Genomic DNA, 17,237 nt, shown 5'->3' on the forward strand with positions numbered 1-17,237 from the left:
CAGATAACAGTGTGCTGGTGCCTGTAAGCATAGTAAATCCGGGCCAGCTTGCTCTTTGGTCGGCCCGGGGCTATCTGCGGTTCAGCCGTTGTTCGCCAGCTCTTCCAGCTGTTGAGCCAATGCCTGCTCTAGGGTTTTCATGGCCGCCTGAACCTCATTGCGGGCCACTACGAGATTTGAAAGGTTGGCTTGCTCCAGCGTTTCACAGTGCTCGATCAGGCTATGGGCTCCCACAATGCGGGCGGCGCCCTTGATCCGGTGCGCAATGTCGATAAACCCTTGCACCCCCCCGTCAGCCGGCAGCTCGAGCAGTGCCTTCAGATCCTGCTGGTTGCTGCGCAACAATTCCTCCAGCAACAGTTTTGTCCGCGCGTTATTGCGCCCTGAAAGCGAGTAAAGGCATTCGACGTTGAACACCTGGGGGCCGGTATGGAGCGACTCCAGCGTGGTCAGACGCTGACTGAGCAGGGTCAGACTAATGGGTTTGAACAGGCAGTCATCCATGCCAGCGTCGAGGCAGCGCTGGCGCTCTTCAGGCTGGGCATTGGCTGTGAACCCCAATACCGTGCAGGGGCGTAGATGTGACGCCTGTTCATGCTCGCGTATGGCCCGGGCCAGTTCATAGCCGTTCATGACAGGCATGTTGCAGTCAGCAATGATCAGGTCGAATGCTCCTTCTTTCCAGGCTTTCAGTCCTTCGGCACCGTTATGTTCGGTGGTAAACCGATGCCCTAAAAACCCCAGTTGCTGGCACATCAGCAGGCGGTTGGCGGGATGGTCGTCCACTACCAGTACGTTGAGCTGGCGGGCGGCGGGATTGATTGCAGGCTCCTGGGTGGTGGTGGCCAGACAAGGTGGCAGGGTTGGCATCTTGAGTGTTATTCGAACGAGAGTCCCGACGTTTGGCTGACTGCTGAGTTCAAGCGTTCCACCCATCATTTCACACAGGCTACGGCAGATCACCAGCCCCAGCCCTGCGCCACTGAGGGCCAGTTGCCCGCTGCTTTCCGCTTGGGCGAAAGGTTCGAACAGGCGTGCCTGGTCGCGCTGGCTGATGCCGATGCCGGTGTCTTTAACGCTCAACAGCAGCTCAACCTGATCGGGGGTGCCGGTCGGCCGCAAGCCCAGCTCCAGGGTCACTTGCCCGTATTTGGTGAACTTGATTGCATTGCTGATCAGGTTGGTCAGGATTTGCTTGAATCGAAGCGGGTCGATCAGTACGTCGGGGGCTCTGCTTTCAGGTTTGAAGATCAGTGAGAGGGTCAGGTTTTTTTGCCGGGCCAGGCCATCAAAAACCCGAATTACTGAATTGGCCAGGTTGCGCAGGTTGACCCGTTCGGGGGACAGGTTAAGGCGGCCGGATTCGATGCGGGCGATGTCGAGAATATCGCCGATCAGCTCCAGCAGATCTTTGGCCGAGTTGTAGGCGACTTCAATGGAGGGCCGGTCAAGATGCCCCTGGTCTGCACGCTTCAAGGTGAGTTCGAGCAAGCCGATCACTGCGTTCATTGGCGTGCGAATTTCATGGCTCATGGTTGCCAGGAACGTGCTTTTGGCGCGGTTGGCTTCATCTGCCAGTTCTTTGGCCGTGCGCAGCTCATCCAGCAGCTGGCGGCGCTCACTGATGTCAATCCAGCCTCCGATAATGCCCTGTACTTCACCCAGCGAATCCCTGTAGGGAAGAATCCAGTGGTAGATGGTGAGCGTTTTGTCGCCGATATTCAGCGGGCGATCAACGACAAGCGGTATGCCTTCGCGCATCACACGCACGTAGTCGGCCTGATAATCATGGGCTTCACATTCATTGTTCAAAAAACTGCAGGTTTGCATCACTGTTTTGCCAATGATCTCTTCGCGCCTGGCCGAAAAAGCTTCGAGGTAGCTGTTATTGCAGGTTTTGAGAATGCCTTCCCGATCTCTTACATAAATGGGATGGGGCGTGCCATCGACCAGTGCCCGCATGAACTCGAACTGGTCGTTGAGTGCCCGTTCAGCCAGTTTTCGCTGGCAGATCTGACGCCGCATATAGGCATTCCACACCACTGACAACAGCAGCAAAAGGCTGGCGCCAATGATGATCTGGTAAATCAGGCGGTGATAGTTGCGCCAGTAACTGTCAGAGGCAGGGATATAGCCTCGCCAGCGACTGTTGATGATGCCCAGTTCATCAGGGGCAATGCTCAACAGGGCCTTGTTGAGGATGGAGCCCAGTTCGGTGGCGTCCCGTGCCGTGGCGAGGGAAAACGTTGCAGGTTGGGCGCCAATGGTGGCGCTGATCTGCAAGCGGCCCTGGAACAGGCGGGAGTTCAGCAGGTAATTGGCAATGACCAGAGTATTGACCGCACCTTGCACTTTGCCTTCGGCCAACAGCTCTGTGGCGCTATAGATATCCTCGGTTTGGACCAGTTGTATTTTTGGGTATTCAGTGCGCAGGTATTCGGTCAGGGGGTTGCCCTGGGTCAGGGCCAGCTTTTTACCGGCCAGTTGTTCAAGGCTTGAAGGTTGTTCCGGGCCTTTTGCCGTGAGCAGGACAGATGAGTTAACGAGATAAGGACGGCTGAAGTTAAGGGTCTCTTCCCGGGAAGCAGACGGGCTGATGGCGGCTATGATGTCGATTTCGTGTTGATCGATCATCTGGATCATGGTGTTGAGGCTATGGGCGCGCTGTATCTCGAAACGCAGGCCCGTGCGCAGGCGGACCATCTCCAGCAGGTCGGCAGTTATGCCCCTGAAATTGCCGTTGGCGTTAAAGAAAGTCAGTGGCGCCATGGCCTCGTTGACCGCCACCTTGACCACCGGGTGTTGGGCCAGCCAGCGTTTTTCACGCTCGGTAAGTTGAAGTTTTTGATCGGACAGCAGAATGTCACTGCCTGCGCTCCAGCGTTTGGCAATGTTCTCTTGCTCACCATTGGGGACGGCGTTGAGTGTGGTGTTGATAATCTCGAGCAGTTGCACGTTGTCACGGCGTACGGCAAAACTGAAACCATTGGCTTCGTGTTTGCTGAAGTTGGCCATTTTGATGTTTTTCAGATACCCCTTGTTGATCATGTAATGGGTCGACAGGGTGTCCCCCAAAAATACATCCGCCTGATCGAAAGCCACTGCATTAATGGCATTTTGATAGGAAGGGTATGACTGGATGATTGCGTTGGGGTAGAGCGCCTTGACCTCATCCAGTGGCAAGTAGTGGTACACCATGCTCAAGCGCAAGCCCGCCAGGCCTTGCGATAGCGAGCGTGTTTCCCCTTCGCGGGTTACCAGCACGGGCTGGTCGATGGCGTATGGCGTGGACAGCAACAGGTTCTGGTTGGAGGCTTCAAAGCCGTTTGAAGTGCCGAGCAGGTCAATTCTGCCTTCTTCAAGCGCGGTGATTGCAGCCTCTCTGGAAGCAAAGCGCTGAACCAGGATCGACACATTCAGGGCTTTGGCCAGAATGCCGACATAGTCGGCTGTTAAACCTTCGTAGTCCTGACGGCTGTCGGTCATGTCGAAGGGGGGATAGTCGGGAGTGGAGGTTCCTACCAGGAGTTCGCGTTTTTCCTGGAGCCAATAACGTTGCGCTTTATCCAGTGGCACTTCCATGTGATGGGTGCCCGAGCGGCTGAGCAAAGAGTAGGTTTCAGTGCGGGGTGTTTCGGCGTGCACTGATGCGCACAGGATTAACCCTGCAAACAGTGATAGATACTTGTTTAACCGCGTGGGCATCCTGTTTCTCACACCAAGGCGTTACGTTTGGCCAGCTCGATAAGATCAACCAGTGAATTGGCTTTTAATTTTTGCATGAGTCGCTTTTTGTACGTGCTCACGGTTTTATTACTGAGGAACATGCCAGTGGCGATTTCCTTGTTTGTTTTACCTTGAGCGAACAGCTTAAGTACCATGAGTTCCCGGTCGTTGACTAATTTAAAAAGCTCGACTTCGGATAAGTTACTGTCGCTGCAGTTTTCAGGAGTCAATGCTTGGCTTGGAAAGTAATTGTAGCCAGAAAAGACAGCTTTTATTGCACTGACAAGTTCACTCAAGTCTTCTTGTTTGCACACATAGCCCGCCGCGCCGGATTGCATGCAACGCATGGCGAAAAGCGTAGGAGACTGAGCTGTGAGGACCAGGGTTTTAAGGGTCGAATTCATTGCGTTGAAGCGGGACAGCACTTCCAGGCCATCCAGTTTTGGAATGCTGATATCAAGAATTATCAGGTCCGGGACGCATTCGCGGATCATCTGCATTGCATCTACGCCATTGTCGGTTTCGCCGACTATTTCATAACCTTCATGCTCTAACAACATGCGAATGGCCAGTCGGATAACCGGATGGTCATCAACAATAAAAACGGTATTCATATTGCTTCCCCATAAAGTGCTGTATAGAAAGCGGGCACCTTATCTCAGATGTAAGAGTGGAGGCACGAATTGAGTAGCCCGCAAGCGTAGTATGGGAAAATCCCTACGGCAAATAAGGCGTGTGCTCACTAATTGTTTGGGGGGTTTAGGGAATTGGCTGTTTGTCTAGTCGGATTTATGGTCTGGAGTTTCGAATGTGTAGATGTTTTTTGTGTTTGTAAGAGCGCTCCTACAATAATGTATATTCTTTAAGTAGTGTTAAGTTGTATGTGTTTAGTGTTTTAAACGATGTTGCCCGCCCGGTTTTTCGGGTGGGCAACAGCGATCAGACCGGGCTGGAGCGACCGGTCATTTCCCTTGCCATGTCAGTGGCGTAGTTGTCGGTCATGCCGGCGATAAAGTCGATGATGCGCATGTACGAGCGATGTAATGACCCGTTTGGGTCCGGGGCGTTATTGCCCAGCAAGTCGAGAATGCGACGATTCTTGAACGATGGTGCTCGTCCGCCATGCTGCTCCAGTGCTGCGCCACAAAAAGCATTGAGCAGGATTTCCAGGGTCGTGTAAGCGCCGATTTCATGCAGGGTTTTGCGTTTGTCCTGGAAGATTTTTTTGCGTGCCATGTCTTTGGCATCCAGGACGCAGCGCTTGGCCGGGCCGTGCATATGTTCGACCAGATCCCCCTGCAGGGTGCCTGCCAGCAGGGCTTCCTGCTGTTCGACAAAGGCACGTGCGGCTGCGTTGGTCAGGTGCTCGATGGCCTTGCCGCGCAGGATCGCCAGCTTGCGTCGCTCAGAGTCCCGGGGCCCGAGCTGGCGATAGGTCTGGGGCAAGTCATCGCCCACCAGCCCCAATAGCAGCGACTCGACTTCGCTGTACTGCAGCAGGTCCATCTCCAGGCCATCCTCAAGGTCGATCAGGCCGTAACAAATGTCATCGGCTGCCTCCATCAGGTACACCAAGGGGTGACGTGCCCAGCGCTGGTCTTCAATCTGGGGCAGGCCCAGCTTGTGGGCGATGCCTTCGAGCAGGTGCAGCTCGCTCTGGTAGCACCCGAACTTGTGCTTTTTATACCCCAGCGAGTCGGCATGGCGGGCAGTCCAGGGGTATTTGAGGAAAGTCCCCAGGGTTGCATGTGTCAGGCGCGTGCCGCCATCGAACTGGTGATACTCCAGTTGCGTCAGCACCCGGAAACCCTGGGCGTTCCCTTCAAAGTTCAAGAAGTCATTGCGCTCGGCATCACTCATGTCGTCCAGCCAGCCACGCTCGGCGGCTTGCCCGAACCAGTTGCGAATGGCGTCTTCCCCGGAGTGACCGAAGGGCGGATTGCCAATGTCATGGGCCAGGCAGGCGGACTGCACCACCATGCCCAGATCGGCCGGGTCACACCATTGTGGCAAGGCACTGCGGATTGTCTCGCCCACGCGCATGCCCAGCGAGCGACCGACGCAGCTGACTTCAAGCGAGTGGGTGAGCCGGGTGTGGATATGGTCGTTACTGTTGACCGGGTGGACTTGGGTCTTGCGGCCCAGACGGCGAAATGCGCCCGAAAAGATAATCCGGTCGTGGTCTTTGTGGAACGGGCTGCGCCCGAGTTCTTCCGGGCTGTGGTGAGGCTTGCCGAGGCGTTCGCGATTAAGCAGGGTTTGCCAATCCAAGGCGCTGTGCTCCGTTAATGGCTGATAACGCAGCTTATCGCTTATGGGCAGTATGTTGTAGCCGCTGCCGAAGGCTGCGATCGGCATCACCTCGATCGCAGCCTCGCTAGGCTCTTCAGCGGCTACACAAAGCGAGTATCAAGGCTTGCGCGAAGCGGCCTGGATGACCATTTTGATCAGTGGCAACAGACCTGTGGTCAAGCCGATCCAGCGCGATGTCCCGTCGCCCCCTTTGCTTTTTGCGCTTCTGCCCGTCAGAAAACCGAGCAGGGACACAATCCCGACGCCCCAAAGAGGCGCGTGCTTGATGCCCAGGTTTTCTTGCCAGTTGCTGGTCATGCCGCGCATTTTTTGCAGCGGTTGCAGCAACTGTTGCGATTCGTGACGAATCTCCTGGCGGTGCATTTCCATGCGTAAACGAATCAACGTTTTGCGCAGTTCCTGGCGTGAGGCATTTTTTGGCATTTCAGGCAGGTTCATGGCAGCAAACGCTCGCGGTCTTTGGCCAGCTCTTCGAGCGTGGCGTTGAAAGGAGAGGACTCATCGAACACCGCGGCTTTAAGACGCAGCCCGCAGAAAATAGCGGCCAGCGTATAAAACAGGCAAAGCCCGAGAATGCCGCTCAGGCGGTAACTGTCCCAGAGCAAAATCAGCACCAGCGCCGATAGCCCGATCAGCAGCAACAGCGCGAACACCAGTGCCAACCCGGCAAACAACAGCAGGCTGACAGTGCGTGCCTTCTGCTCTTGCAGTTCGATGCCCAGCAGTTCGACGTGGCTGTGCAGCAGACCCAGGAATGCGGCACCCAGGCGCCGCGGTGAAGAACGGGGGGAACCGGATTCGTCTGTCATATCAGCGCCGAGTTGCCAGCAGGCCAATCAAAAAACCCACACCAGCCGCGATACCCACGGACTGCCAAGGATTTGCCTGAACGTAATCTTCAGTAGCCACCACGGCAGCCTGGCCACGGTCCTGCAAAGTGCCCTTGGTTTCTTCCAGTGTTTCGCGGGCTTTAAACAGGCTGTCCTTGATCTGGGCACGCAGCTCCTCAACCTGATCTCCGGCCAGCGAGGCTGTGTGCTCCAGCAGCTTTTCGGTGTCGAGCACCAGAGCCTGGAAATCGGCCATCAGTATTTCTTGAGCATTCTTTGCTGTTTTGCGGGCCATGATTAACTCCGTTAGTGGCTTGTTGAAGATTCGAGTGTAGGCCTTCGGCGAAGGTTCACTCAGATTCTGTGACATTGCTTGAGCAGGTTGGCTACAGGTCTCAGAGGTATCCGTAGCCAACAGGTATAAAACCTTACCTTAACTCAATCGCTTTCGCGGGAGGTTGATGCATCACGCGGATCTTCAGTCTCAAAGCAGCCTTCGAGCAAGTGATAGCGATCATGGCGCACTTCATCCACCCGGCGTTGCACGAGTTTGTCTGGCAGCCCAAGCATGATCAGCGCGTGTGAAGCGAGCATGAGGCTCGACTCCAGCAGTTCGGGCACCACTTCTGTCGCACCCGCGGCCTTGAGCTCTGCGAGCTGGCTGTCATCGCGGGTTCTGACCAGGATGGGAACCTCGATGGTAATCAGACGTGCCTCTTCTAGCACCCGCATGGCGACTTCGGTGTTGTCTACTGCAATCACCAGCAGTCGCGCACGATCCAGGCCGACGGCGCGCAGCAAATCACCGCGGCGGGCGTCACCGTAATGCACGTTGTTCTCCTCTTTTGGCGCTTCCTGGATGCGGTCGGGGTCATAGTCCAGGGCGACAAATTCTTTATTTTCGTGGCGCAGAAAACGGCCGATGGACTGGCCGACGCGGCCATAGCCACACATCACCACGTGGCCATGCAATTCGGCATTTTGTGCGGTGATTTCTTCCAGTTCGGCCTCTTCATATGACTGGCGGTGCAGGCTCGCGGCGATTTTCGGCGCGGCCCGCAACAGCAGGGGTGTCAGCACCATCGAACAAAAGGTGGCCGCCAGCAGGTAACCGGCCATTTCAGGCGGGATCAACGAGTTGAGCTGCATTTGCGCCATCAGGGCAAAGCAGAATTCCCCGCCCTGGGCCAGGGCCAGACCGCTGCGCCAGGCGGTTTCACCGTCGCTGCCGCGCAGTTTGACCAGGAGCGCGACGATGGCGCCTTTGATCAACATCAGGGCCAGGGTCAGGCCCAGAATCAGGAAGCCATCGTGAACGAACAGCTGGAGGTCAATCAGCATGCCGATGCTGACGAAAAACAGGCCCAGCAGGATGTCGCGGAATGGCCGGATATCAGCCTCGATCTGGTGCCGGTAGTGGCTCTCACCCAGCAGCATCCCCGCCAAAAAGGCGCCCAGCGCGGGCGACAGGCCGAGCAGATGGGTAAGCCAGGCGGTGAGCAGTACGATCACCAGGGCCAGCAGAACGAACAGCTCGGCGGAGCGTGACGCGGCCACTTCGTGGAACAGGCGTGGCAGCAGGAAACGGCTGGCAAACAGCAGCCCGAAAAACAGGATGACCGTCTTGCCCAGGGTGATCGGCAAGGCCCAGTACCAGGCCTGATCGCTGGTGCCTGAGAACACTGGCACCAGGGTGAGCAACAGCACCGCGACAACGTCCTGGAAGAGCAGCACGCCGATGGCGTTCTGGCCGTGTCGGCTGAAGATCTCACCCAGGCTGGTGAGCTCTTTGCTGACGATCGCGGTGGACGACAGGGCAAGCCCCGCACCGAGCAAGAATGCGCCGTTGGCGCTCATCCCGAATGCATACAGCAAACCGCCCAGTGCGGCGCCACAGCCCAGCACCTGCAGGCTTCCGAGGCCAAACACCACCCGGCGCAGCTTGAGCATCTTGGGCAGCGAGAATTCCAGCCCCAGGGAAAACAGCAAGAATACGACCCCCAGTTCAGCAAGGTCAGGCAGGTTCGGGCTGTCGTTGATCCAGTCCAGGGCGGTCGGGCCCACCAGCAGGCCGACACACAAATAGCCCAGCACCGGCGGTAATTTCAGGCGCCGGAACAGAGCGATTACCACCAATGACGAGGCAAGGATGATTAACAAATTGGCAAACACAAAAGTCTTCCTGGTCAGATCAAGTGAAAAAGTCGCGAGCATCCGGCATTTGTGACGCGCGGTCGCTGATGTGGGTCAAGCGTAGTCGCAAGCAGCGCAATAGAGCGATTGAATTCAGGTTTGCGCAATTGACTGGCGGTGCCCGCTGCGGGTCGACGTCACGGGGCAAGGCTCTTAAGATGAACACTTTATTACTTAGGTCGTTAATCATGCCTCCCGAATGTCAACTGTTCGGCACCCTGGGTTGCCACCTGTGTGAATTGGCCGAGGCGGTTCTGATGCCGCTGGTCGAGCATGGGCTGATGGTTGAGCTGGTCGATATTGCCGACAGCGAATCGATGTTTGAAACCTACGGTTTGCGTATTCCCGCACTGCGCCGTGTCGATACGGGCGCGGAACTGGACTGGCCGTTTGATACTGAGCAGGTGGTGAACTTTCTCGGATAAACCCTAGGGTCTGTTGACGTTTCGTTGTGGTCGCGCCGATAGTCCATGTGGTGCAGGGCAAGGCGCGAGCAGCGTGGTTTAGTTGTTCTAAATAAGCTGCGAGCAACGCCGCCCTGCGCCACATGGGCTATCGGCCCTTCGGGTCGCGTGTCAAATTTCGCCAGGCTGCGTTGCTGGGCTTGAGAATGGAACAACCATTCCCTTCGCCCTTCGCCCTTCGCTTTGCCTGGCAAAATTTGACCCAGCGACGCGGCTCACAACAAAACGCCAACAGACCCTATGCCTTTGCGCGATAATCGGCGGCTGCCTTTATCCCCCGAGTTTTCTATGTCGCCCCAGCCTTTTAACGCCGCCGAGCATCAAGCCAGCACTTTGTACCTGCCGCCGGGCACGTGGCTGACGGTGCTCGATTGTCTGTGTGAGCACTTTCGCGCCATCAGCCGCGAACAGTGGCTCGACCGCATCGCCCGTGGCCGGGTGCTGGATGCGAATGGCGTTCCGATCAGCCTGCAGCTGGCGTACAAGGAAGGCCTGCGCATTCACTACTTTCGTGAAGTGCCCAACGAAACGCCGATCCCGGTGCAGGAGACCATCCTGTATGCGGATGAGCATCTGGTGGTGGCGGACAAACCGCACTTCCTGCCGGTGACCCCGGCGGGCGAGTACGTTGAGCAAACGCTGTTGCGGCGCCTGATCCGGACCCTGGATAACCCGCACCTGGTGCCGCTGCACAGGATCGATCGCCACACGGCAGGCCTGGTGCTGTTCTCTGCCAACCCGGACAGTCGTTCTGCGTATCAGTCGTTATTCCCCACGCGAAAGATCGACAAACGCTACGAAGCCATTGCTCGGGCCTTGCCGGATCTGGAGCTGCCGCGGGTGCACAAAAGCCGTTTGGTGGAGGGCGAACCGTTTTTTCGCATGCAAGAAGGGCCGGGGGCCAGCAACACTGAAACCCTGGTCGATGTGTGTGAGAAAAACGGTGATCTGTGGCGTTACGCGCTGTACCCCGTGACGGGCAAAAAGCATCAGCTGCGAGTCCACATGGCGGCGCTGGGGGCGGGGATTTGCAATGACCCGTTCTATCCCGACGTGATCAAGGACGCCGTCGATGACTATGCCAACCCTCTAAAGCTGCTGGCCCGGAGCTTGCGTTTTGTCGATCCGCTGACTGGCGAAGAACGGTACTTTGAAAGCCGGCTTCATCTGGACTGGTAAGCGCATAAACAACAAAACCCGCGCAAGGCGGGTTTTGTGCTGACGCTTGAATTGAGGCTTACAGCTCTTTCACGGTACGAATCTGGTCTTTGTTGATGCGGGTATCTTTGCCGTCCAATTGTTTGAACTGGTAGAAGCCCGAGTCGTCATCGTACTTGGGTGAGTCGACTGTCTGGATTTCACGGCCGTCGTTGAGCGTGATCACGGATGGCGACGAGCAACCGGCAAGGGCGGCCAGGCCAGCAGCGAGCATTAGGGCTGCGAGAGTCCGATGAGTCATGGTGTTTCTCCAACAAATGAATGTGCTTTTATTGATTACTGTCCCTGAGACGTATACATCGCCTGCAAGTTCCATGGCTAGTGCCAGGGGCTGTTCCTGTTTCATTGCGACCGCGATGATAGTCCGCGTGGTGCAGGGGCAGATTATTTCAGCAAGTCCGGTGTATTGAAATTGCTCAGTCGCGGGTCATTCTCTGCGCATTGCCAGGCCCGAGCATTGAGCTGGAGCATGATTTTGCGCGGGCTGCGCTCGCCCGCCTGCCAAGCCGCTTCGAATGCCGGGGCCAGGGCGGTCGGGATCACGCACAGCAGCGGTTCCCAATGCTCGCCGTGGCGCACCATCACCGGCTGCCCGGGGTGTTCGCGGGCGGTGCCAAGCAGGGCGTCGAGCAAGTCGCTGTCGATATTGGGCACATCACAGGGCAATACCAGCAGGTGAGAGTGCCGGGCTGCCGCCAGCCCGGCGCGGATGCCCGCCACAGGCCCGTCAAAATCTTCATTGCCATCATTGACCAGCCGGTCGGCATAGCGTGCGTAGTGTTCGCGGTTGCGATTGCACGAAATGATCAGGTCATCTGTCAGGGGGCGCACAACGCGCTGTGCGAACTCGATCAGCGGTTGGCCCTTCCATATCACCAGACCTTTGTCCTGACCGCCCATGCGCTGGCCGCGCCCACCCGCCAGCAGCACAACGGAACATTGAAACACGCTCATAGGGGGGCTCCGTGCAACCAGCTAAAAGTAGGGCTGTGATATAACACCGGGCTGTTTCTTCGACAACTGGACCTCGTCTATGAAAGCCAAGGTTGATGCACCTTTCGTACCTTTGAACATCGCCGTGTTGACCGTCAGTGACACCCGCACCCTGGAAACCGACACCTCGGGCCAGGTCTTTGTCGACCGCCTGAATGTTGCCGGGCACAACCTGGCCGCACGGGTACTGCTCAAGGATGATCTCTACAAAATCCGCGCCCAGGTCGCGAACTGGATTGCCGATGACGAAGTGCAAGTGGTGCTGATTACCGGTGGCACCGGGTTTACCGCACGCGACAGCACGCCTGAAGCAGTGAGTTGCTTGCTGGATAAACAGGTTGATGGTTTTGGCGAGCTGTTCCGTCAGATCTCGGTGGCCGATATTGGCACTTCGACCGTGCAGTCCCGGGCCCTGGCCGGTTTGGCCAACGGTACGCTGGTGTGCTGCCTGCCGGGTTCGACCAACGCGGTACGTACCGGCTGGGACGGGATTTTGGCCGAGCAGCTGGATTCGCGTCATCGCCCGTGCAATTTCGTCGCCCATCTGAAGCAGGTAGCGGCCTGTGAAACCCGTGGGTAAGCCGGGTCGTACGGGCGAGTTGATGCCGGTTGAAGTGGCGTTGGCGCGTCTGCTGGCGCTGGCTGAAGCTGCTCCGATCCAGGGCGCCGAGACGGTGCTCCTGGCCGCGAGTGAAGGCCGGGTGTTGGCCCATGACCTGGTTTCTGGTTTTGACCTGCCGCCATGGCCCAACAGTGCCATGGACGGCTATGCGCTGAACGTGGCCGACTGGTCTGGCGAGCCGTTAACGGTCAGCCAGCGCATTTTTGCTGGCGCCGCCCCCGAGCCTTTGGTCCCGGGCACTTGTGCGCGGATCTTCACTGGCGCGCCGGTACCGGCGGGTGCGGACTGCGTCGAAATGCAGGAGAACGTCCAGGTTCAGGCTGACGGCCGAGTCATTTTTACCGAAGCCTTGCATGCAGGTCAGAATATTCGTCCTCAAGGGCAGGAAACCACTGTTGGCGAAGTTGTCCTGCCGGCGGGTACCCGCTTGGGGCCGATCGAGCAGGGGCTGGCAGCCTCCTTGGGCTGTGCCGGGCTGCAAGTGGTCCGGCGGGTCAAGGTGGCGGTGTTGTCGACGGGCGACGAGTTGGTCGAGCCGGGGCAGCCGCTGGGGCCGGGGCAAATCTACAACAGCAACCGCGTGTTGCTCTGCAGCTGGTTGAACCGTCTGGGCTGCGAGGTCGTGGACGCGGGTATTTTGCCCGATGACTTGCCTGCGACCCGTCAGCGCCTGGGTGAGCTGGGGGCAGTTGACCTGATTTTGTCCACGGGTGGCGTGTCTGTGGGCGAGGCGGATTTTCTGGGCATTGCGTTGCGCGAAGAAGGCGAGCTGGCCTTGTGGAAACTGGCAATCAAGCCGGGCAAACCCCTGACCTGCGGGCATTTTCGTGGTGTGCCGGTGATTGGCTTGCCGGGCAATCCGGCGTCGACCCTGGTGACTTTCGCGCTGCTTGCACGACCTTACCTGCTGCGCCTTCAGGGTGTACAAGCCGTCGAACCACTGAAATTCCAGGTGCCTGCCGGGTTCGTCTGGCCCAAGCCGGGCAATCGCCGCGAATACCTGCGCGCCCGCTTGGAGCAAGGCCGTGCGGTGATTTACAAAAACCAGAGTTCGGGTGTCTTGCGCAGCGCCGCCTGGGCCGAAGGGCTGGTGGAAGTGCTCGAAGATCGCACGCTGGTTGAGGGCGACTGGGTGGGGTTTATCCCGTTGAGTGAAGTGCTGGGTTAAAAGTGTCGGACCATCTGTGGGAGCGTGCTTGCATCGCGATGCAGGCACCTCGGTGTTTCACTGACACCGCAGCGATGCCATCGCGGGCAAGGCCGGCGCCCACAAGTTTTGTGCCTTGTTCCAAAGGCTTTATGCCACAGGCGCGCGGCCGTACCTGTCGTTCAGGCGCACGATGTCGTCTTCACCCACGTACTCGCCGCTTTGCACTTCAATCATCACCAGATCAACCTGCCCGTCGTTGCTCAGGCGGTGGGGGCTGCCGGGTTTTATAAAGGTGGACTCGTTGGTGGCGAGGGCGAAATCGAGTTCGCCATTGGTCACTTGTGCCGTGCCGCTGACCACGATCCAGTGTTCGCTGCGGTGCTGATGGACCTGCAAGGACAACGCGGCCTGAGGCTTGACCACGATGCGCTTGATTTTGAACCCCGGGCCTTCTTCGAGCACGGTGTAAGTACCCCACGGGCGAGTCACGGTACGGTGCAGGCGATAAGCGTCGTGGCCCTGGAGTTTGAGCGCCCGGGCGATATGCCCGACGTCCTGGCTGCGCCTGGCGTCGGCCACGAGCAGTGCGTCCGCCGTGTCGATAATGATCAGGTCATTGAGGCCCACCCCGCCCACCAGACGTTTGGGCGAGTCGATGTAGCAGTTATGCACATCGTGCAGCACATTTTCGCCGTTGCACTGGTTGCCATTGGCGTCTGCCGGGCTCAACTGGCGTACCGCCTCCCATGAGCCAATATCGCTCCAGCCCAGCTGGCAGGGCACCACGGCGACCTTCTGCGAGTGCTCCATCAGTGCGTAATCGATGGAAATGTCGGCCACCCGGGCAAAGCACTCGCTGTCCAGCTCGAGATGACGCTGCTGCTTGCCCTCAAACGTCTGGCTGTGTTCAAGGCAGTGAGTCACGGCGTCCAGCACCTGGGGTGCATGTTTTTTGAACTCGGCCAGCACGCTGTCGGCGCGCATGCAGAACATGCCGCTGTTCCACAGGTGCCGGCCACCGTCCAGGTAGTGCCGGGCCGTTTGGGTATCGGGTTTTTCCACGAACTGCGCGACGGTAAACCCGCTACTGCCCAACGCCTGGCCTTTTTCGATATAGCCAAAACCGGTTTCAGCCCGGGTTGGCAGAAGGCCGAAGGTCACCAGCCAGCCCTGGTCAGCCAGTTCCCGGGCGCTGCCCACGGCGCTGGCAAAGGCTGCAATGTCGGTGATCAGGTGGTCGGCGGGCAGTACCAGCAGTTGCGCATCTTCGCCATAACGTCGTGCCACGTGCAGGGCGGCAGCGGCGATGGCCGGTGCGGTGTTGCGCCCGAAGGGTTCAAGAATGAAGTCCAGCTCGACCGCGCAGCTATTCATGGGGCGGTATTCGTCCAGCGTGCGGAAGAACACATCACGATTGGTCACGGTCAGCAGCTGGCCGACGTCCTCCAGGCCGATGGCGCGGCGAAAGGTCTTTTGCAGCAGGCTTTCGCCATCGGGCAGGCACATAAAGGGCTTGGGCAGGGCCTCACGCGACACTGGCCATAGCCGGGTGCCAGCGCCACCGGCGATGATGCAGGGAACGAGTGTGCTCATTCAGAACGTCTCTAGAATCAATGGACAGCTGTCAGGTGCTGAAGTCTGACGGGTTCTGCGGCTTTGATCGAGTCGTGAACGTTAAATCGCAGGTGCATGGGCCTTTTTTGTCTGGCTGTTGTCCAAGCCATCAGACCGTTTATGTCGAGGGATGCAACATGAGTGCAGGAAAGGCGTTTTTGATTTTGCATGGCAAGCAAGCGCTCAACGAAGAGGTGCGGGCGGCCGTTGAGCAGCGGCGTGCCGACGGGTGGGAGCTGACGGTGCGCCTTACATGGGAGGCCGGGGATGCCCAGCGTCTGGTGCGCGAGGCGCTGGATGCGGGCCACACCCGCCTGATTGCGGGCGGTGGCGATGGCACGTTGCGTGATGTTTGTGAGGCCATGGCGCTGGCCGATACCGAGGCCAGCCTGGTGCTGTTGCCGCTGGGCACCGCCAATGACTTTGCCCGGGCTGCCGGAGTTGCGCTCGAGCCCCGTGAAGCCCTGGCCCTGCTGGATGTGCCTGCCCGGGCGATTGATCTGGGGGAGGTCGCAGGACAGTTGTTCTTGAACATGGCCACAGGGGGCTTCGGCAGCCAGGTCACGGCCAATACGTCCGAAGACCTGAAAAAGGTGCTGGGCGGTGCCGCCTACCTGTTTACCGGGTTGTCACGGTTCAGTGAGCTGCACGCGGCCTACGCCGAGTTGCAGGGGCCGGACTTTCACTGGAAAGGCCAGTTGCTGGCGCTGGGGATTGGCAATGGTCGCCAGGCGGGCGGCGGGCATGAGCTGTGCCCCGAGGCGCTGGCGGATGACGGTTTGCTGGATATCAGCATTTTGCCTGCCCCCCAGGAAGTCATTGGCACCCTGAAAAGCCTTATGACAGACGGTTGGGGCCTGGATAACCTGTTTGTCCGGGCGCGCTTGCCCTGGGTTGAAATCAAGGCAGCCGAGGGGCTTTCCATGAACCTGGATGGCGAGCCTCTGGAAGGCGACGACATGCGCTTTACGGTACGCAAGGGCGCCCTGAAGGTTCACTTGCCAGAGGGCTCACCCTTGCTGGGGCGGTAGACGCAGGGGGTGGTTGATGGCTTTGCGATATCAAGCTCCCGGAAAGCCGGCCGATAGCTTCAGGCATCAAGCCCCCCACGCTCAGGAGTTATTCATGGCCGGCATTCTCGACACGGTAGACCAGCGAACCCAGTTGGTCGGTGAAAACCGGCTGGAACTTCTAATGTTTCGCCTGGCCGGTCGGCAGTTGTTCGCGATCAACGTGTTCAAGGTCCAGGAAGTCCTGCAGCTACCGAAATTGACCCTCATGCCGCACCGCCATCCCCATGTGTGTGGCGTGGTGAACCTGCGCGGTAAAACCTTGCCGGTGATCGACCTGTCCCGGGCGATAGGCATGCGGGCCCTGGTGCCGGGGCCCGACAGTACAATTATCGTTACCGAGTACAACCGCTCGGTGCAGGCGTTTTTGGTGGGCGGTGTGGACCGCATCGTCAATATGAACTGGGAAGCCATTCTGCCGCCGCCGGGAAGTGCAGGGCGCCAGCATTACCTGACCGCCATCAGCAAGGTTGATGAACAACTGGTCGAAATCATCGACGTGGAAAAGGTCCTGGCCGAGATCGTGCCCTACAACGCCAAAGTCTCGCGCGAGAAACTGGCCGACCCGATCTTTGAGCAGGTCCGGGGGCGTGAGGTGCTGCTGGTGGACGACTCCAGCGTAGCCTTGGCGCAGCTGCGCGAAACGCTTTCGCAACTGGGGGTCAAAATGCACATCGCCAGCGATGGCCTCAAGGCACTGAACATGCTCAAGGGTTGGGCCGACACTGGTCAGGTCATGACCGACAAGTTGCTGATGATTTTCACCGACGCTGAAATGCCGGAAATGGACGGTTACCGCCTGACCACCGAGATTCGCAACGACCCGCGTCTGCGCGGTCTGTATGTGGTGTTACACACTTCGCTGTCCGGCAGCTTCAATGAGTCGATGGTGAAAAAGGTCGGTTGCGACAATTTCCTGTCCAAGTTTCAGCCGGACAAACTGGTGGATGTTGTTCGCCAGCGTCTGATGCTGGACCAAGTGTCTGCGTGAAGTCGCGCATCTTTGCATCCGTGATTGGCTCGTATACTGTGGCTTTTTTTACC

General features: G+C 58.3%; 16 protein-coding genes. 6 read left to right on the forward strand and 10 right to left on the reverse strand.

Going from position 1 to position 17,237, the window contains the following annotated elements; genetic code table 11:
* Window positions 1–81: 81 nt before the first annotated feature.
* The 7 genes from ACZRMS_RS02550 to ACZRMS_RS02580 all read right to left on the reverse strand — a co-directional run bounded on the left by ACZRMS_RS02550 (window position 82) and on the right by ACZRMS_RS02580 (window position 9,041).
* Window positions 82–3,705: a transporter substrate-binding domain-containing protein gene (locus ACZRMS_RS02550; RefSeq protein ID WP_463993989.1), complete on the reverse strand. Its 3,624-nt coding sequence runs from the start codon at window positions 3,703–3,705 to the stop codon at window positions 82–84.
* An 8-nt stretch (window positions 3,706–3,713) separates the two neighbouring features.
* On the reverse strand, window positions 3,714–4,340 hold the full coding sequence (locus ACZRMS_RS02555; protein ID WP_463993990.1) for a response regulator: 627 nt from the start codon (window positions 4,338–4,340) through the stop codon (window positions 3,714–3,716).
* Between the two features lie 325 nt (window positions 4,341–4,665).
* Complete coding sequence (locus tag ACZRMS_RS02560) at window positions 4,666–5,997, reverse strand: deoxyguanosinetriphosphate triphosphohydrolase (RefSeq protein ID WP_463993991.1); 1,332 nt, start codon at window positions 5,995–5,997, stop codon at window positions 4,666–4,668.
* 138 nt (window positions 5,998–6,135) lie between these two features.
* Complete coding sequence (locus ACZRMS_RS02565; RefSeq protein ID WP_463993992.1) at window positions 6,136–6,477, reverse strand: hypothetical protein; 342 nt, start codon at window positions 6,475–6,477, stop codon at window positions 6,136–6,138.
* Entirely contained in the window at window positions 6,474–6,848 is a 375-nt protein-coding gene (locus tag ACZRMS_RS02570) for a phage holin family protein (RefSeq protein ID WP_463993993.1), read from the reverse strand. Before ACZRMS_RS02570 ends, ACZRMS_RS02565 begins: the two co-directional genes overlap by 4 nt.
* 1 nt (window position 6,849) lies before the next feature.
* On the reverse strand, window positions 6,850–7,164 hold the full coding sequence (locus ACZRMS_RS02575; protein WP_463993994.1) for an ElaB/YgaM/YqjD family protein: 315 nt from the start codon (window positions 7,162–7,164) through the stop codon (window positions 6,850–6,852).
* Window positions 7,165–7,307: 143 nt separating this feature from the next.
* Window positions 7,308–9,041 (reverse strand): cation:proton antiporter, encoded by a 1,734-nt coding sequence (locus tag ACZRMS_RS02580; RefSeq protein WP_463993995.1) that lies wholly within the window; start codon window positions 9,039–9,041, stop codon window positions 7,308–7,310.
* A 209-nt stretch (window positions 9,042–9,250) separates the two neighbouring features.
* Between ACZRMS_RS02580 and ACZRMS_RS02585 the strand changes: the two genes are divergently transcribed.
* Window positions 9,251–9,487 carry a glutaredoxin family protein gene (locus tag ACZRMS_RS02585; RefSeq protein ID WP_463993996.1) on the forward strand — a complete coding sequence of 79 codons (237 nt, stop codon included), beginning with the start codon at window positions 9,251–9,253 and terminating at the stop codon, window positions 9,485–9,487.
* A gap of 327 nt (window positions 9,488–9,814) precedes the next feature.
* Complete coding sequence (locus ACZRMS_RS02590) at window positions 9,815–10,705, forward strand: pseudouridine synthase (protein WP_463993997.1); 891 nt, start codon at window positions 9,815–9,817, stop codon at window positions 10,703–10,705.
* A gap of 58 nt (window positions 10,706–10,763) precedes the next feature.
* On the opposite strand, the gene ACZRMS_RS02595 is transcribed toward ACZRMS_RS02590, so the two are convergent.
* On the reverse strand, window positions 10,764–10,985 hold the full coding sequence (locus ACZRMS_RS02595) for a YgdI/YgdR family lipoprotein (RefSeq protein ID WP_463993998.1): 222 nt from the start codon (window positions 10,983–10,985) through the stop codon (window positions 10,764–10,766).
* Window positions 10,986–11,128: 143 nt separating this feature from the next.
* Window positions 11,129–11,698, reverse strand: coding sequence for a molybdenum cofactor guanylyltransferase MobA (gene mobA / locus ACZRMS_RS02600; RefSeq protein WP_463993999.1), 570 nt, complete (start codon window positions 11,696–11,698; stop codon window positions 11,129–11,131).
* A 79-nt stretch (window positions 11,699–11,777) separates the two neighbouring features.
* Here mobA and moaB point away from each other — a divergent pair, with 79 nt between their 5' ends.
* Both moaB and ACZRMS_RS02610 read left to right on the forward strand, forming a co-directional pair.
* Window positions 11,778–12,317 (forward strand): molybdenum cofactor biosynthesis protein B, encoded by a 540-nt coding sequence (gene moaB, locus ACZRMS_RS02605; RefSeq protein ID WP_463994000.1) that lies wholly within the window; start codon window positions 11,778–11,780, stop codon window positions 12,315–12,317.
* The gene (locus ACZRMS_RS02610; protein ID WP_463994001.1) at window positions 12,301–13,527 is read left to right on the forward strand and encodes a molybdopterin molybdotransferase MoeA; all 1,227 of its coding nucleotides are present in this window, start codon (window positions 12,301–12,303) and stop codon (window positions 13,525–13,527) included. Before moaB ends, ACZRMS_RS02610 begins: the two co-directional genes overlap by 17 nt.
* Before the next feature lie 129 nt (window positions 13,528–13,656).
* Here the strand turns inward: ACZRMS_RS02610 and ACZRMS_RS02615 are convergent, their stop codons facing one another.
* Complete coding sequence (locus ACZRMS_RS02615) at window positions 13,657–15,102, reverse strand: mannose-1-phosphate guanylyltransferase/mannose-6-phosphate isomerase (RefSeq protein WP_463994002.1); 1,446 nt, start codon at window positions 15,100–15,102, stop codon at window positions 13,657–13,659.
* Window positions 15,103–15,260: 158 nt separating this feature from the next.
* Here ACZRMS_RS02615 and yegS point away from each other — a divergent pair, with 158 nt between their 5' ends.
* Together yegS and ACZRMS_RS02625 are read left to right on the forward strand one after the other, a co-directional pair.
* Complete coding sequence (gene yegS, locus ACZRMS_RS02620; protein ID WP_463994003.1) at window positions 15,261–16,154, forward strand: lipid kinase YegS; 894 nt, start codon at window positions 15,261–15,263, stop codon at window positions 16,152–16,154.
* A gap of 94 nt (window positions 16,155–16,248) precedes the next feature.
* Entirely contained in the window at window positions 16,249–17,184 is a 936-nt protein-coding gene (locus tag ACZRMS_RS02625) for a chemotaxis protein CheV (protein WP_463994004.1), read from the forward strand.
* Window positions 17,185–17,237 lie beyond the last annotated feature (53 nt).

It is taken from the genome of Pseudomonas sp. B424, from assembly GCF_055408345.1.

Coding starts and splice junctions, on each gene's coding strand:
- ACZRMS_RS02565 (WP_463993992.1), bottom strand. CDS start 6,477: ATGAACCTGCCTGAAATGCCAAAAAATGCCTCACGCCAGGAACTGCGC.
- ACZRMS_RS02585 (WP_463993996.1), top strand. CDS start 9,251: ATGCCTCCCGAATGTCAACTGTTCGGCACCCTGGGTTGCCACCTGTGT.
- yegS (WP_463994003.1), top strand. CDS start 15,261: ATGAGTGCAGGAAAGGCGTTTTTGATTTTGCATGGCAAGCAAGCGCTC.
- ACZRMS_RS02575 (WP_463993994.1), bottom strand. CDS start 7,164: ATGGCCCGCAAAACAGCAAAGAATGCTCAAGAAATACTGATGGCCGAT.
- ACZRMS_RS02595 (WP_463993998.1), bottom strand. CDS start 10,985: ATGACTCATCGGACTCTCGCAGCCCTAATGCTCGCTGCTGGCCTGGCC.
- ACZRMS_RS02625 (WP_463994004.1), top strand. CDS start 16,249: ATGGCCGGCATTCTCGACACGGTAGACCAGCGAACCCAGTTGGTCGGT.
- ACZRMS_RS02615 (WP_463994002.1), bottom strand. CDS start 15,102: ATGAGCACACTCGTTCCCTGCATCATCGCCGGTGGCGCTGGCACCCGG.
- mobA (WP_463993999.1), bottom strand. CDS start 11,698: ATGAGCGTGTTTCAATGTTCCGTTGTGCTGCTGGCGGGTGGGCGCGGC.
- moaB (WP_463994000.1), top strand. CDS start 11,778: ATGAAAGCCAAGGTTGATGCACCTTTCGTACCTTTGAACATCGCCGTG.
- ACZRMS_RS02590 (WP_463993997.1), top strand. CDS start 9,815: ATGTCGCCCCAGCCTTTTAACGCCGCCGAGCATCAAGCCAGCACTTTG.
- ACZRMS_RS02555 (WP_463993990.1), bottom strand. CDS start 4,340: ATGAATACCGTTTTTATTGTTGATGACCATCCGGTTATCCGACTGGCC.
- ACZRMS_RS02570 (WP_463993993.1), bottom strand. CDS start 6,848: ATGACAGACGAATCCGGTTCCCCCCGTTCTTCACCGCGGCGCCTGGGT.
- ACZRMS_RS02550 (WP_463993989.1), bottom strand. CDS start 3,705: ATGCCCACGCGGTTAAACAAGTATCTATCACTGTTTGCAGGGTTAATC.